This is a genomic window from Brasilonema sp. UFV-L1 (assembly GCF_012912105.1).
Classification (GTDB): Bacteria; Cyanobacteriota; Cyanobacteriia; order Cyanobacteriales; family Nostocaceae; genus Brasilonema.
In genome coordinates, this window is record NZ_QMEA01000047.1 from 1 (window position 1) to 14,111 (window position 14,111).

At 42.0% G+C, this 14,111-nt stretch carries 10 protein-coding genes; 3 read left to right on the plus strand and 7 right to left on the minus strand.

What is annotated here, in order from left to right:
• Positions 1-896 (minus strand): DHH family phosphoesterase (locus DP117_RS15210; protein ID WP_339381254.1); only part of this gene is annotated, 896 nt, incomplete at its 3' end.
• A 413-nt stretch (positions 897-1,309) separates the two neighbouring features.
• On the opposite strand from DP117_RS15210, the gene DP117_RS15215 reads away from it, so the two are divergent.
• The gene (locus DP117_RS15215) at positions 1,310-3,772 is read left to right on the plus strand and encodes a hypothetical protein (protein WP_169219142.1); all 2,463 of its coding nucleotides are present in this window, start codon (positions 1,310-1,312) and stop codon (positions 3,770-3,772) included.
• Between the two features lie 310 nt (positions 3,773-4,082).
• Here DP117_RS15215 and DP117_RS15220 read toward each other — a convergent pair whose 3' ends face one another.
• The 4 genes from DP117_RS15220 to DP117_RS15235 form a co-directional block, all read right to left on the minus strand.
• The gene (locus DP117_RS15220; RefSeq protein ID WP_169219143.1) at positions 4,083-4,898 is read right to left on the minus strand and encodes an SDR family oxidoreductase; all 816 of its coding nucleotides are present in this window, start codon (positions 4,896-4,898) and stop codon (positions 4,083-4,085) included.
• Between the two features lie 216 nt (positions 4,899-5,114).
• Positions 5,115-5,648, minus strand: a complete 534-nt coding sequence (locus DP117_RS15225) for a hypothetical protein (protein ID WP_211176123.1) — start codon at positions 5,646-5,648, stop codon at positions 5,115-5,117.
• A gap of 182 nt (positions 5,649-5,830) precedes the next feature.
• The gene (locus DP117_RS15230) at positions 5,831-7,666 is read right to left on the minus strand and encodes an APC family permease (RefSeq protein ID WP_169219144.1); all 1,836 of its coding nucleotides are present in this window, start codon (positions 7,664-7,666) and stop codon (positions 5,831-5,833) included.
• Between the two features lie 116 nt (positions 7,667-7,782).
• The gene (locus DP117_RS15235; protein ID WP_169219145.1) at positions 7,783-9,093 is read right to left on the minus strand and encodes an exonuclease SbcCD subunit D; all 1,311 of its coding nucleotides are present in this window, start codon (positions 9,091-9,093) and stop codon (positions 7,783-7,785) included.
• Between the two features lie 120 nt (positions 9,094-9,213).
• On the opposite strand from DP117_RS15235, the gene DP117_RS15240 reads away from it, so the two are divergent.
• A complete protein-coding gene (locus tag DP117_RS15240) occupies positions 9,214-10,716 on the plus strand; it encodes a peptidase S10 (protein ID WP_169219146.1) in 1,503 nt (500 codons plus the stop codon).
• A gap of 146 nt (positions 10,717-10,862) precedes the next feature.
• Here DP117_RS15240 and cysH read toward each other — a convergent pair whose 3' ends face one another.
• Positions 10,863-11,588 (minus strand): phosphoadenosine phosphosulfate reductase, encoded by a 726-nt coding sequence (gene cysH / locus DP117_RS15245; protein WP_169219147.1) that lies wholly within the window; start codon positions 11,586-11,588, stop codon positions 10,863-10,865.
• A 427-nt stretch (positions 11,589-12,015) separates the two neighbouring features.
• Here cysH and DP117_RS15250 point away from each other — a divergent pair, with 427 nt between their 5' ends.
• Positions 12,016-13,161, plus strand: a complete 1,146-nt coding sequence (locus DP117_RS15250; protein ID WP_169219148.1) for an A/G-specific adenine glycosylase — start codon at positions 12,016-12,018, stop codon at positions 13,159-13,161.
• 94 nt (positions 13,162-13,255) lie between these two features.
• Here the strand turns inward: DP117_RS15250 and DP117_RS15255 are convergent, their stop codons facing one another.
• Entirely contained in the window at positions 13,256-14,104 is an 849-nt protein-coding gene (locus tag DP117_RS15255) for a Uma2 family endonuclease (protein WP_169219149.1), read from the minus strand.
• Between the last annotated feature and the right edge of the window lie 7 nt (positions 14,105-14,111).

Genomic DNA, 14,111 nt, shown 5'->3' on the forward strand with positions numbered 1-14,111 from the left:
CCCCATCTCCCCACCTCCCCATCTCCCTGACTCATCTGCACTCCAGACATTTGAATCAAAGCTTGCACTCCAGGGAGATTAGATTTGGGTAACTGCTGCAAACCGTGTTTCACCCAGTGGCGGTTTACCCCAGTCAAGGGAGCTAAATCTGCAATCGTTCCCAACGTAAACAGTTCCAGCATCGAAGCTAATATGTCATCATTCGCCTGTCCCAATTTTTGAGCAAGGGATATAGCTAAAACGTAGGCGACACCAACACCAGCAATACCTCGATAAGGAGAAGATTCTCGTATCAGTTTAGGATTGAGAATGGCGTGCGCTGTTGGTAATTGTTGAGGAATGTCGTGGTGGTCGGTAATAATAACTTTTAGACCAAGTTCTCTAGCTCTAGCAATTGGTTCAAAAGCTGAGATTCCATTATCTACAGTCAGAATTAATGCTACACCTTCGCTGTGGAATTCTTCAACAATGCGTTTATTAATACCATACCCTTCATGCATTCGACTAGGGATAGCATAATCGATTTGAGCACCCAACCAACGAAGAGCACGCAAAAGTAAAGCAGTGCTTGTCATCCCATCAGCATCGTAGTCACCACAGATCGCGATTTTTTCTTGAGTGGCGATCGCCGATTGTAATAACTCTAGACTCATTTCTAAATCAGGAAAGTCTTCTAAAGGCGAAGGCAAAATTAACTCTCCTGAATTTAAAAAAACTTGTGCTTGTTCTGGTGTTTCAATACCCCGATTAATTAACAATTGATTGATTAAAGGCGGTAGATTCGTCGCTGACGCCATTTCTCGCGCCAATTCTATTTTTTGAGAGTAAATTTGCCATCTTTGCTCAGGTAGTCGCTGACGAGGATGGGAAAATTCCGGCGTGAATTGTTCTGACACAGTTCTGAATCAATGATTGTGTTGCAAAAACTTTATTTTCGCCTAAAAGTATACTTTCAGTCTATATTTAGAATGCAGTTACACTGATACTAATTTTCGATTGATGTGTACTGAATGTTTATGAGACGAACCGCCAAGCGCGCAGCGTGGACAAGAGGACATAGACGAGCCAGCGCTGCAGGAGGGGAGCCAGTGCGTTGCGGTGAGACCAGTGCTGCAGGCGGGTTTCCCGCCGTAGGCATCTGGCGAACCCGAAGGGGGGTTCCCCCCGTTGAAGCACCTGGCGTTCTCCCACCGGGCTGCGTCTGGCGTCGCCTTCGCGTAGCGTGCCCGCAGGGCATAGAACGCCAAGAATGGAAGAGTAAGTATTGAGTGCAAGTGGACTCCAGAATTCGTATGAATCTCAAATTTCTATGAAAAAACAACAAACAATCAACTTCAAATTAGGTTTTAAGTACTTGAGTAGAAGTGCTCTTGCAATTTTTTTGTGCTTATTATTGAGTTTCAAAAGTGATGCACAATTACCTCCAAGATACACTGGATTAGCTCCCAACTCTCCTTTTGGTTTAGACTTTGGTTATACTGATCCAAAAATGATAGGTGAAATAGCTCAAGAGCTTGGAGTCAAATGGACTCGTGGTATACAAGTGGAGTTTGAGCCTTGGAATGGTGATCCTAAGATTCTTAGAGAGAGGATAAACGCTTTAAAAAAATATGGCGTATCTTCGTTACAAATTCCTTTTTATCCAACAGATTGGAAAGAGAAGGACAAATTAGGGCCTCCGAGAAATATGGATGCTTATGTACAAAAATTTTATGACTGGGTAGCGGCTACTCATGATTTAATGCCTTACTATGAACATTGGAATGAACCGTGGGTTGATGAGTGGGCATGGAATGGTGGTTCTGCTGAAGAATACAGAGATATGATTAAACGAATTTGGAATAAGGTAAAAGCTGATTTTCCAAATGTGAATTTAATTGGTGGAGGTTCTTTAGCCTATAACAGAGATGTTATGTATGCAAAGGGAAACGACACAGGATATGTAGATGGTTCTGTAAACCATGCATATGCTTTTCCTAGTCCAAGTACTTTTCATAGTGCATTGATGCAATTAACATTGGATAAGAAATTTTCTAAAACGCAGGGTAAAGCAGGGGCTTGGCAAACAGAGTTTGGAACATTTCGTGATATGTTCTCCTCAAATCAAGATATATGGGTAGCCCGTACGATACCCTCCAGTTTCCTCCTACATATGTTAGCTGGTCATTATGCTCAACGACCTGTAAGAGCTTTTTGGTTTAACTGGAGTGGGCATGGAATGCACGATATCAAAAATAATAATGCTGCACAGGATGCATATAAAACGATGACTCGGATTTTGGAAGGAACCAAAATAGTGGATGATGTCTTTCCTCGTTCCAAATCAATGTGGGGAATAGTTTTTGAAAACGATTATTCAGCAGATAATCGTGCTAGAGCAGCAGTATTTGTCAATGGTCCATTTTATGGTGATATAGGTAATCCCTGGAATCCAAATGGAGGTAGTCAGGCTAAAAGTAATGTTCCTTCTGATGAATATTCTGGTACTCTATCTCTTGGTGGAGCAGGTATACAAGTCTACGACTACAGAGGAAATAAAATAAAAGATGTGAGTAAAATTCCTTTGAATCCCGTAGAAGTCGTATATATAGTAGCTGATATGCCAGCTTCAAAATTAAAACAGATACTACAAAATGCTGACTTTCGATTAAAAAATGAAATAAAAGTTACTGCATTATCTTTATCAGGACCTATTAGACAAGGTAGAACAATTGAGTTCAAAGTAGAGAATGTCGTCAATAAACCTCGGAGCGGAACATTAACAATAACTCCTCCGAATGGATGGAAGTTATCTACAAATAGTCTAAAATTTGAAAATTTACAACCTGGCGAACAGAAAATTATAAGCTTTCCTATTAATTCTTTCTCTACAAATAGCGATAATAATTATAACATTAGCTACTCATTATCAATGAATGGGAAATCCTCACCCCAAACAGGTTCCTGGAAAATCCAATCAGCATATGCTCCAAAGAAAACAATAAATATAGATGGAAATTTGAACGACTGGTCTGATGTTATTGCGACAAGTATGGGTGATAGTGCATATAAGTTTAAAGTCGCATGGGATGCAAATAATTTATATTTTGCTGGCGAAATTGCTGATGATAATCACGCTCCATTTCCTCCATTTAATCCTAGTTTTGAATGGTTTAGAAAAAATAGAGTGGATGGTGCGAAAGGTGATGATAATAGAGATGGGCTATTCATTAATATTGATTGTACAAAAAATAATCCTGACGACTTGTTAAAAGGTCACTCACATTATGAAAAGGCTTTGGCTGCAGATGTAGATTATGAGTTTTTTGCGACATATAGCACGGAAAATAATAGTGAGTTGTGGAGATATCGTACACCTGGTACAAATCATCAGGGTTATTATCCAACCAATGCAACACAAAATCCACCTTTGATGAAAATGAATGCGAGTCCATCAGGCGGAGTAGAAGGTAAGATAAAGTTTTCTCGTTCTGGGAATAAGACGATTTATGAGGGAGCGATTTCTTTAAGTGCAATTCCCGAATTAAAATCAGAATTAGCCAGACTAAAAGCAGGAGAATATTATTTCCCTAACCTTGCATGGCGTGTCAATGGAGGAAATAAAGGTAAAAAATTCTGGACTATTGAGTCGGGACAATGGGAAGAAGGGGGGTATGGTTTTGTCCCACAATGGTTATCAGGAAATTTGGCGAATGGAGGACGCGTGATTAGTCGTTGGGCTTTTGTGAATGGAGATGGAAATACATTACCAAATATTACGACTGCGTTGTAGAAATAAATTGGAGTGAATTTAATACGGTTCGATTAAAGTAATTATTGCTCAGAGAAACCCGGTTTCGCAAAAGTTACCGGGTTTCTGTCAAGTGTGCTGATCACCAAGCGTATTGGAAGTCAACGACCCAAGAGTTTTTGCGTAACTCCTAGAGTAAAAAGTGTGTGATACCAATTTTCTGTGATAGCTTGCCCCTAAAGTGCCATAGCTGCACATTATTTTAACCCCTCCAAACCTCCCCTTAGTAAGGGGAGGGCAGTTAACGGCGGTGGGGTTCTTTCTATGCATCTTCATATGAAAATTATATGAACTATATCACTTTAGTTTTTACCTCATGCATGCTTCTGACTATTCTTGTCACAAGCTTTCTGGGTGTTAATCTTACTAATTCAGCCAATATCCTATTTTTCACACCCGGAATCACAACAGTTTTGTTTGCCATTAGACCACTATAGCCAATCTTGGCGACTATTTCTGCACTCATCATCTTCTTGTTTTTGAGCTGTTGAGAGTCAGCCATCCCGGTTGTTTCATGAAAAGCAGATTCTGTAGGTCCTGGACAAAGAACAGTGACAGTAACACCTGTATCTTTTAACTCATTAGCGAGTGCTTCTGAAAATAATAAGACATAGGCTTTAGTAGCAGAATAAACCGCCATCAAAGGTCCTGGTTGAAATGCAGCTGTTGAAGCAACATTTAATATTTTTCCGTGACCTCGGTTGACCATATCCTTGAGGAATAATTTCGTTAAATGAGTGAGAGACACCAAATTGACCTGTAGCATTTTCAGTTCAGCAGTGAGGTTAGTTTCATAAAATAAGCCATGATTACCAAATCCAGCATTATTCACCAATACATCAACCTTTATGGATGCTTGTTGCAAGTCTGTATAAATTTCTTCGGGAGCTGTTGGAATAGATAAATCCTTGACAATATTTTTGACAAAAAAACCGAATTTTTGTTGCAACTGAACCGCTACTTCAGAGAGCTTTTGTTCGTTTTTATCTACCAAGATGAGATGGTAATTATCACGGGCAAAATTTTGTGCCAGTTCGTAACCAATTCCACTAGCTGCTCCTGTAATCAGAACAGTTTGTTTTTGCTGCTCTTGATATGTGGTTTTCATACACGACATCCAATTGAAATTTTAAGAACTATCAATCTTTCCTACTTTAAGTTATAATTTTTGTAGGAAATGCTCAATTTAAGAGACGTAAATGATTGAAAATGGTGTATGGAAACAAATGAAAATAGCGTAGAAAGGATAAAAAAAGGTTTCTTCTAGTAAAAAGCGAAGAAATCCTGTTTTTATAATCACAAACTAAATTTGAAAAATATACTGTTACAGGTAATACATTACAGTTGTAATCACTCGACTTTTCTTAACTCGTAAAGCGGTTTTTAAAAACAAAGTTGTTTGGTTGTGCAAAAGACCTTCCCACCAATTACGAGTCACAAAAACAGGAATAATCACTGTTGTGTAAGTATCACGATAACGCTCTTCAAACTGACTGACAAATTCGACAATAGGAGAAATCACAGAACGGTAAGGCGATTCAAGAATGATCAAAGGAATATCTGTTTCCAATTGTTTCCATTGTTCTTTGAATTTTTCTCCTTCTGGAGAACCAATATCTACGTGAAGCGCAACAATTTCATCAGCAATTGTGCGTACGTAATCTAAAGCCTCTACAACTCCCCGATTCAATTGTCCTACGACAACCACAGCAGGGTGAGTGACAACTTCCGGTTTTGGTCTGGGGTTATAATGGCGAGACAGTAATCCCTCAATACTCAGACGTTGGGCTACATATTGATAGTGACGGTGAATAGCTAGAAATATACTGACTGTTACTGTCAAAATATAGTCAATCATCAGCGAACCCCCTGCCACCAGCCCAGAGTATATACCAAGGTTTTCTCTGGCTGCAATTTTGCTAGAGACTTGTCAATTCATCTTAAATTTACACCAGAGTAGCTGAGCGTCTCTACCTCCCAAAAGTTAGAAAAACCCGGTTTCTTTGAGAAACCGGGTTTCAGATTTCATTGAATTGTGAGTTACAAGTAATACCTCACAGTGCTCACAACTCGACTCTTCTTAGCACGTAAAGCTGTTTTTAAAAACAAAGTTGTTTGGTTGTGCAAAAAACTCTCCCACCAATTGCGAGTCACAAAAGCAGGAATAACAATAGTTGTGTAAGTACCCCGATGACGTTCTTCAAACTGACTCACAAATTCGACAATTGGATTTATGACAGAGCGGTAGGGCGATTCGATAATGACTAAAGGAATATCTGCCTCTAATTGTCTCCATTGTTCTTTCAGTTTTTCTCCTTCTGTAGAACCAATATCTACGTGAACTGCAACAATTTCATCAGCAATTGTGCGTGCGTAGTCCAAAGCCTCTACAGTTCCCCGATTGAGTTGTCCTACTACAACCACAGCAGGGTGAGTGATAACTTCCGGCTTGACTCTTGGAGTATAACTGCGAGGTGGTAATCCTTCAATACTTAGACGTTGCGCGACGTATTGATAGTGGCGGTGAATGGCTATAAATATCCAGACAACCACAGGAATTGCTACTACAACTAACCAAGCTCCACCCAGGAACTTCGTTGATATGATCACCCCTAGAACTACAGCTGTAGCAATAGCTCCCAAACCATTCATTAAAGCACTAGCTTGCCAACCGGATGTGCGTTCATGGAACCACCGGCGTACCATTCCAGCTTGTGATAAGGTAAATGAAGTGAATACCCCCACCGCGTACAGGGGAATAACAGCATTTACACTTCCTTTGAAGATAATTACCAAGATAGCTGCACAGATGCTGAGGAGAATAATGCCATTCGAGTAGACTAGGCGATCGCCCAATAATGCTAATTGTCGCGGCAAAAATCCGTCTCGTGCCAAAAAGTAACAAAGTCTGGGAAAATCAGCAAAGCTGGTATTTGCAGCTAAAAGTAAAATTAACAGTGTGACAACTTGGACAAAAAAGTAAAATGGTCCGTTACCTAAAATTTCGTGACCTAACTGAGAAACCACAGTTTGTCCCTCTTCAGGAACAATATGATATACGTTAGATAGGTAAGTAATGCCGACAAACATAATACCCAGAATAATGCCCAAGTAGAGCAACGTGAGGCGGGCATTTTTCCACTCTGGTTCTTTAAAAGCCAGGACACCATCAGATATTGCTTCCACTCCTGTGAGTGCGGTACAACCAGCAGAAAAAGCTCTCAAAATGAAGAATAAACTCAGTCCTTCTTTGACAGGAATGCTAGGATATTCTGTCACAACTTGTCCTGTAGCTTGTTTAAATAAACCAAGGACAATGAGTACAAAAATACTAGCAAGAAAGGCATAAGTCGGAATCATAAATATATTACCTGATTCCTTCACACCTCGAAGATTTGCCAGGGTTAACAGAGCAATAAAAATCAAGCAAAGACTGACTGTGAATGGTTGTAGGACTGGAAATGCTGAGGTCAGGGCTGCTGTACCCGCAGATATACTGACGGTGACTGTCAAAATATAGTCAATCATCAGAGAACCTCCTGCCACCAGTCCTGGATATAGACCCAAGTTTTCCCTAGCAACAATATAGGAACCACCGCCTTTGGGATAAGCTCGAATAGTTTGTCGATAAGAAAGCACGACTATTGCTAGTAGAATAATAATTGCTACAGCAATAGGCAAAGACAAACCAAGAGTGCTACTTCCCGCTACCACTAAAACCAGCAGAATTTCTTCTGTGGCGTAAGCAACCGAGGAAAGAGCATCCGATGAAAGCACTGCTAAAGCAGCAGCATTACTCAATCGTTCTTCAGCGTGAGCGCTTGTAGGTAATGTTTTACCGAGTAGAAACTGTTTTATCTGAGGGTAGAAGGACATATACGGTCCACCTGGCAACTATTTTTTTGTCTCACCACTCTGTGGAAAGAAAAATTAACCACTGAGCTTTTGAATATTGCAATTTTGCCAGATTATTTAGCAATCAATTTTAAATTTTACAGTAAAGGGACTTGAGTATCTCTACCGCCTACCGACAGATGATTTTGGGACTCTTGCTCATTTATTGTTCCTTCTAGCCATGTTTCTACATCATCCGCTAGCAACTTGTGCGCCGCTTCCAGCATCGATGCTGCTATGTCTTTGAGATCTTCGCGATTATTCAAGTAAGTTTTTAACGCTTCTATTGGATCGATACTATGACTTGCGCTTAATTCTGGAACACGGGGGCGAGCCAACTGACTAACCAATTCTGGTTGAATGGTGTAGGTATGCGCTGAACTTAAAGCATGATGCAGTGAAGCGCTATCAATAAAATCTAACTGCTCTGAACGAAGTTTGTAAATCAGCCGCACGACAGCATCTTGAATGTGACGCTTAGCTAGAGCTTTCATAATCGCCGCCTGTGGATCGTCAACCTTAGAGACATCCACCTCAATTGTATGGAAAGTCCGCGCTGGTAAAGGACAAAATTCCCACTGCACGCGACCTTTCTCCAGTTCTACCATGACGTAGCCTTTGTCTTCCTTTTCTTCGCTAAAATCCACTCGCTCAATACTTCCTGGATAAATCACTGGAGGATCATTAGATTTATTCAGGTTTTGATGGCGATGGACATGTCCTAAGCCTACGTAATCAAAGCAAGGTCGTGTTAACAAAGATAGAGGAAGCGTAAAGCCTTTACCAACTGCTAAAAAACGCTCCGCTCCCAAATTTGCATTATCCATCATCAAGTGACCCAAAAGAACAGTTGGCACATTTGGATCAAGGCGGCGAGTTTCTCCTTCTAGAACAACTCGCAGACGTTCAGTCAGTAACTGATTGACTTCCACCATTGATAAACCCTCGGTTTCCTGGCGAGTCATCAGCGTCGAACGAGTTAGCCAGGGAAGGGTGATAACTTGTACACTTCCATTTTGGGTTTGGATGCGATGAGTCGTTAAGGTATCACCTACCACAACTTTTGGAACTCCTAAGGTGCGGTAAATACATAAACTGGCTCCACCCTGTCCTTGGGAATGTTGATCGTGGTTTCCCACCAACAATACTGTAGGGATATTTGCATCGACAAGGCGGCGAAACTGACCAGCAAAGGCTTCTTGTACGTATGGCGCTGGTGTCGCGTCGGGAAAAGCATCACCGCCAAATAAAACTAAATCTACTGGTTCTGCTAGCGCTCGGTCAATACATTGAGATAGGGTATTGACAAAATCCTCTAAGCGTGTATTGAGTCCTGTTTCAGGATTAATTCGTCCGTGGGAGAATCCGCTTCCCATGTGGATATCGGATAGGTGGAGGATTTTAATCATACGGTTACGTTACACAATAAAATGAATTAAGCTTTTTTACCTTTGATTCATAAATAGCTTATCCAGACAAGGTTTTGCACGACTGCCAGTTTGCACTGCCCATTAACCAACTACTACAAGATGCCCGATACTCCTGACTCACCCGTAACCCGCAAGTCCAGTATAACTCAGCAGACGCTATCACTTGGCGAGCAGCAAATCCGCTACACTGCGATCGCCGAATGGCAAACCCTGTTTGAGCATGAAAAACCCATTGCCGAAATGTTTCATGTGGCTTATCTAACCGATGTCAAAGAAGCATCGCAACGACCGCTGACTTTCGTCTTCAATGGCGGACCTGGAGGGGCTTCCGCTTATCTGCACATGGGAGGATTAGGTCCGAAGCGTGTTTATTTCGGGGCTTGTGGTAGTCTGCCCAAACCTCCAGTTCGGGTAGTGGACAATGTCGAAAGTTGGCTAAGCTTTACGGATCTGGTGTTCATTGATCCGATCGGCACAGGTTTTAGTCGTAGTTTACCTCAAGACAAAGATGACCGAGATAAACAGAGCGAGAAAGCCAATACTCTAGAGACCGACAAACCCAAAGAGATAGAATTCTGGGAAGTCGAGCGAGACTTAAAAGCACTGGGAGAATTCATCCAACGATTTCTCTCTCGTCATAAACGCTGGCTGTCCCCGATTTTCATTGCAGGAGAGAGTTACGGCGGCTTTCGGGTTGCCAGGTTAGCCCGCAAACTGCAACAGGAATTTGGCGTTGGTCTTTCCGGTGCTATTCTCATCTCTCCTGCTTTGGAGTACAGTGTGCTGGTGGGTAGTGATTACAGCCTCACATTTTGGGCAACCCTGATTCCTTCTTTTGCCGCTGTTGCTGCTCATCACAATCGTGTCCAATGGGCAGGGGAACCTGGGAATTTACAAGCTCACATAGCAGCTGCAGAACAATTTGCCCGCAAAACACTCATCCCACTTCTGGCGATGGGAGATGCCATGACATCCAATGAGCGCCAGATTGCCTATCAGCAGCTGGCAGGGTTAATCGGCTTACCTGTGACATTTGTTGAGAGAAAAGCAGGAAGGATAAGCATTGAAGACTTTGCCAGGGAACTGCTGCGAGACGAAGAGCGGATTGTGGGACTGTACGACGCTTCGATCACGGCGATCGATCCTTTTCCCGATCGCATGACTTATGAAGGCACTGATCCCACCCTTGATGGGTTGTATCGCCTGTTTACGGGGGCGATCAACAGTCACTTGCGGGACACGTTAGGCGTTGAAACCGACTTGTCTTACCATCTCATGAACTTAGAAACATTCAATGCTTGGAAATCTGATCTTAAAGGCGAGTTTAATAAGCAGGGCTTTCTAGGGTCGGTGGACGATCTGCGCGCGGGGATGGCTTTGAACCCTTATATGCAAGTTTACATCGCTCATGGATTGTTTGATTTGGTTACTCATTATTTTGCCTCAAAACATTTGGCAGATCTGATGAAATTAAATCCAGAGATTCGTCCCAATCTGACTGTGAAACATTTTCAAGGTGGGCATATGTTCTTCACTTGGGATGAATCGCGCTCTTTATGGTTGGCTCAGATGAAAGCTTTCTACCAGAAAGCGACAGTTTAACCACAACACTCGCTAAACTTACTGAAAAATTCTTTTTTCTAATCGCACCAGGTGTAGAGTAAGCAGAGGAGAAGAGAGGGCGAGGGGGAGAGTTAAGAGAAATTCTTCTTTTCCTCCATCTCCCATCACCTCGTCTTCCCATTTTGTTAAATATGAATACCGCACTCAGTCTTACCAGTACCCCGCCAACGTCCAGCACGTTCATCTTCGCCTTCACCGACTTTGGTCGTGATGGGTTCATCACCAATACTGGGATAACCTTGGTCGTGTAAGGGATTGTAGATGACGCCGTGTTCAGCGACATACGCCCAGCTTTGTTTACGTGTCCAGTTCGCTAAAGGATTGACTTTTATGCGGTTGTTGCTGTCAAGTTCAAATATGGGCATGTTACCACGAGTAACAGCTTGGTCGCGACGACGTCCGGTAATCCAAGCGACGGTTTGAAGTTCGGCTAAACCTCGTTGCAATGGTTCGATTTTTGTAACTTCGTGGAATTTAGCAATATCTTTATCCCAAAGTGCTTCGCCGTATTTGGCCGCAAAGGCTTCGCGAGTGTCTACATCTGGAGTTTTGTAAACTTTCAAGTCTAAATTGTAAACTTCTTTGGCTTTAGCAACCAGTTCTAGAGTTTGGGGGAAGTGGTACAGCGTGTCGAGGAATATCACTGGGACTGGGTGCTTGAGTTCCAGATAAAGCATGTGCGTGATGATGATGTCATCTACATTAAAGGCACTGGTTTGCACGAGTCCAGTTGGAATATTCTCTACAGACCACGCCAGTATGTCTTTTGGATGAGCGGTTTCAAATTTCTGATTTAATAAATCTAGGTCAAAAGCAGCAGTTTGAGCTTTAGTTGCTGGCGAAACAGTCATTAATTATCTCCAGTCCAATGGTTTTTTTACTTTATTAAATCAATATTAACATCACAAAGACACATATATCGGTCGGATTTTTGTAGATAGCATATTCGGTAATTTTTGCCAAGAGGCAGTAGGTATGAATCTTGAGTTAAGTGATAACTACTGTATTTGTTAAGATAAATGAAGCTTATTTAAGTTTTACTATGTTTCCATTTCTATATGTGGCAATACTGATATTGTTAATGGAATATTTAAGATGAGATTAAAGGATTCTACAGATGAACGATTCCAAGACTCCAAACGCACTTAGCCAGTCTTTAGTTATGGGAGCGTTGGTCATGCTGACCAGCGCTGGTGTGATTACTATCATGAATCTTTTCTAAGGCAACAGCTCTCATTTTTAGTAAAATAACTATACAAAACCCATCTCAGAATTGAGATGGGTTTTGACATTGCTAGGATTTATCTTGGAGTGAACAAAGGTTGGACAGTGAATCAATGTGCGAAGAAACTCCTTGAGTGGTACGATCGCCATTGCAGACCATTGCCTTGGCGTCAGAAAATCAACATCTATCACACTTGGGTGTGTGAGGTCATGAGTCAACAAACAACTCTGGCTGTGGTAGTACCAAAATTCTCAGAATTTGTTAAGCACCTTCCCACGATTCACGATCTTGCTGCTTGTGATGAACAGACACTGCGTCAACTTTGGTCAGGATTAGGCTACTATGCTCGTGCTCGTAACTTAAACAAAGGTGCAAAGTTTATTGTTGAGCAGCTTAAAGGTCGTTTTCCGAAATCATACCATGAATGGCTGAAGATTCCTGGTTGTGGACCTTACACGGCGTCTGTGATTGCGAGTGTTTGTTTCAACGAAAAAGTCGCTTGTGTTGATGGTAATGTTGTGCGAGTGGTGAGTCGTTTGCTTGCTTTATCTGAGGATGTGTGGAGTTCTTCTGGGAAAGCAGCGATTCAAACTCATGTTGATCAAATGATTCCTGAGGAACGTCCTGGTGACTTTAACCAAGCAATAATGGAATTGGGAGCGACTGTTTGTCGTAAATCAAAACCTCTGTGCCTTTTGTGTCCAATACAGCAAGAGTGTTTGGCTTTTGCAGACAATTGTGTTGAAATTTGTCCTCCCAAAAAACCACGACGTGATACCGTGGATGTGGAGTTATTTGCTTTGGTGTTTTGGAGGAAGGCGACAGATACGGTGGCGATCGCCTACAGAACAAAAGGATTTCTCTCAAACACTGTTGGGTTTCCATTAATTCCTGCTACTGAAGCTTCAGAAATCAAGAGAGTTATTCAGTCTCTAGAACATCTTCAACTGTTAGAACTCTCTAGCAGGTTTTCACACAGTATCACCCATCATCGTATTTCTGGAAACATTCTCGTCGCCCAAGAGTTAGAAAACCCAAGCATCAACACAGAGAGTGTTCCTTGGTTGAAACTTGGTTTGCCGAAATCTTTTGACTGGGTTCCAAGAACTGTTGTTGTTTCAAAACTCTCTAGTGCATTGGACAACAAAGTTTTTAAGCTTTTTGAGAACTATATATTAGGTTATATCAAGTCCGCTTAATTACTTACACAAAGACCTCACCCCCCGCCCCTCTCCTTATTAAGGAGAGGGGTGAGGTTCTTCGTTTTTTATAAGTGTTCATCCGGACATGATATTAACCGGCTAATTCCTGTACTTGAGAAATATCTAAACCCGTTAACTTAGCAACCTGTTCCACCGTCATCCCCGTCTGAAGTAAATTTCGTACTGTTTGCTGCAACTGCGACTGCACTTGTTCAGCCCGTTGACGTTCTTGTTCAGCAAGTTGACGTTCTTGTTCGGCGCGTTGGCGTTCTTGTTCAGCCCGTTGACGTTCTTGTTCAGCAAGTTGATGTTCCTGTTGTGCAATTTCCATACCTGTGGGTAGTAATTCGCCATCTAATGTCGCCCAGCGTAACCAAACGGTATCCACTCCTCTATACTTACCTTGCCATTTCTGTAATCCTAACCCTAATGACTGACTCACCAACTGATTTTGTTGATTCGGAACCAAGGGCTGGTAAACTCCTTGTTGGATAGAGAAACCCGCCCAATCGTCAGGATGAAATGGATCAAACCAGAAATATTCTGGCACGCGCATTTGATTTTGATAAATCAGCTTTTTCTCATTCTTGTCTGCTGCGGCGGTACTCTCAGAAAGCAACTCAATGACTACATCCGGGGCTTTCCCTTCTTCCCAAACAACCCAACTACGGCGTTCTCCTTTTGGAACACCCAACACGACAAAAAAATCTGGTCCTTTAAAATCTTTGTTCCGCACCTGCGCCAGACTGTAGTAGACAAACATATTACCGCTTACATATCCATCCTCGCGCTGTGCTAGCCAGAACTCAAGGGTTTCAATCAGCAAGTCCATCTGGTATTTGTGGCGTTGAGTTTCCATTGGGATTCCATCATCACAGGGAAGTTCTGCCTGGGTTGGCGGTAGTGTGAGGTAGGGTGCAGCTAGGATAGTTTCTGACATAGCTTTT

What these genes read in the sequence shown, in the direction of transcription:
- DP117_RS15215 (WP_169219142.1), top strand. Translation starts at nt 1,310, where the DNA reads ATGAAAAAACAACAAACAATCAACTTCAAATTAGGTTTTAAGTACTTG.
- DP117_RS15220 (WP_169219143.1), bottom strand. Translation starts at nt 4,898, where the DNA reads ATGAAAACCACATATCAAGAGCAGCAAAAACAAACTGTTCTGATTACA.
- DP117_RS15225 (WP_211176123.1), bottom strand. Translation starts at nt 5,648, where the DNA reads ATGATTGACTATATTTTGACAGTAACAGTCAGTATATTTCTAGCTATT.
- DP117_RS15230 (WP_169219144.1), bottom strand. Translation starts at nt 7,666, where the DNA reads ATGTCCTTCTACCCTCAGATAAAACAGTTTCTACTCGGTAAAACATTA.
- DP117_RS15235 (WP_169219145.1), bottom strand. Translation starts at nt 9,093, where the DNA reads ATGATTAAAATCCTCCACCTATCCGATATCCACATGGGAAGCGGATTC.
- DP117_RS15240 (WP_169219146.1), top strand. Translation starts at nt 9,214, where the DNA reads ATGCCCGATACTCCTGACTCACCCGTAACCCGCAAGTCCAGTATAACT.
- cysH (WP_169219147.1), bottom strand. Translation starts at nt 11,588, where the DNA reads ATGACTGTTTCGCCAGCAACTAAAGCTCAAACTGCTGCTTTTGACCTA.
- DP117_RS15250 (WP_169219148.1), top strand. Translation starts at nt 12,016, where the DNA reads ATGGGTTTTGACATTGCTAGGATTTATCTTGGAGTGAACAAAGGTTGG.
- DP117_RS15255 (WP_169219149.1), bottom strand. Translation starts at nt 14,104, where the DNA reads ATGTCAGAAACTATCCTAGCTGCACCCTACCTCACACTACCGCCAACC.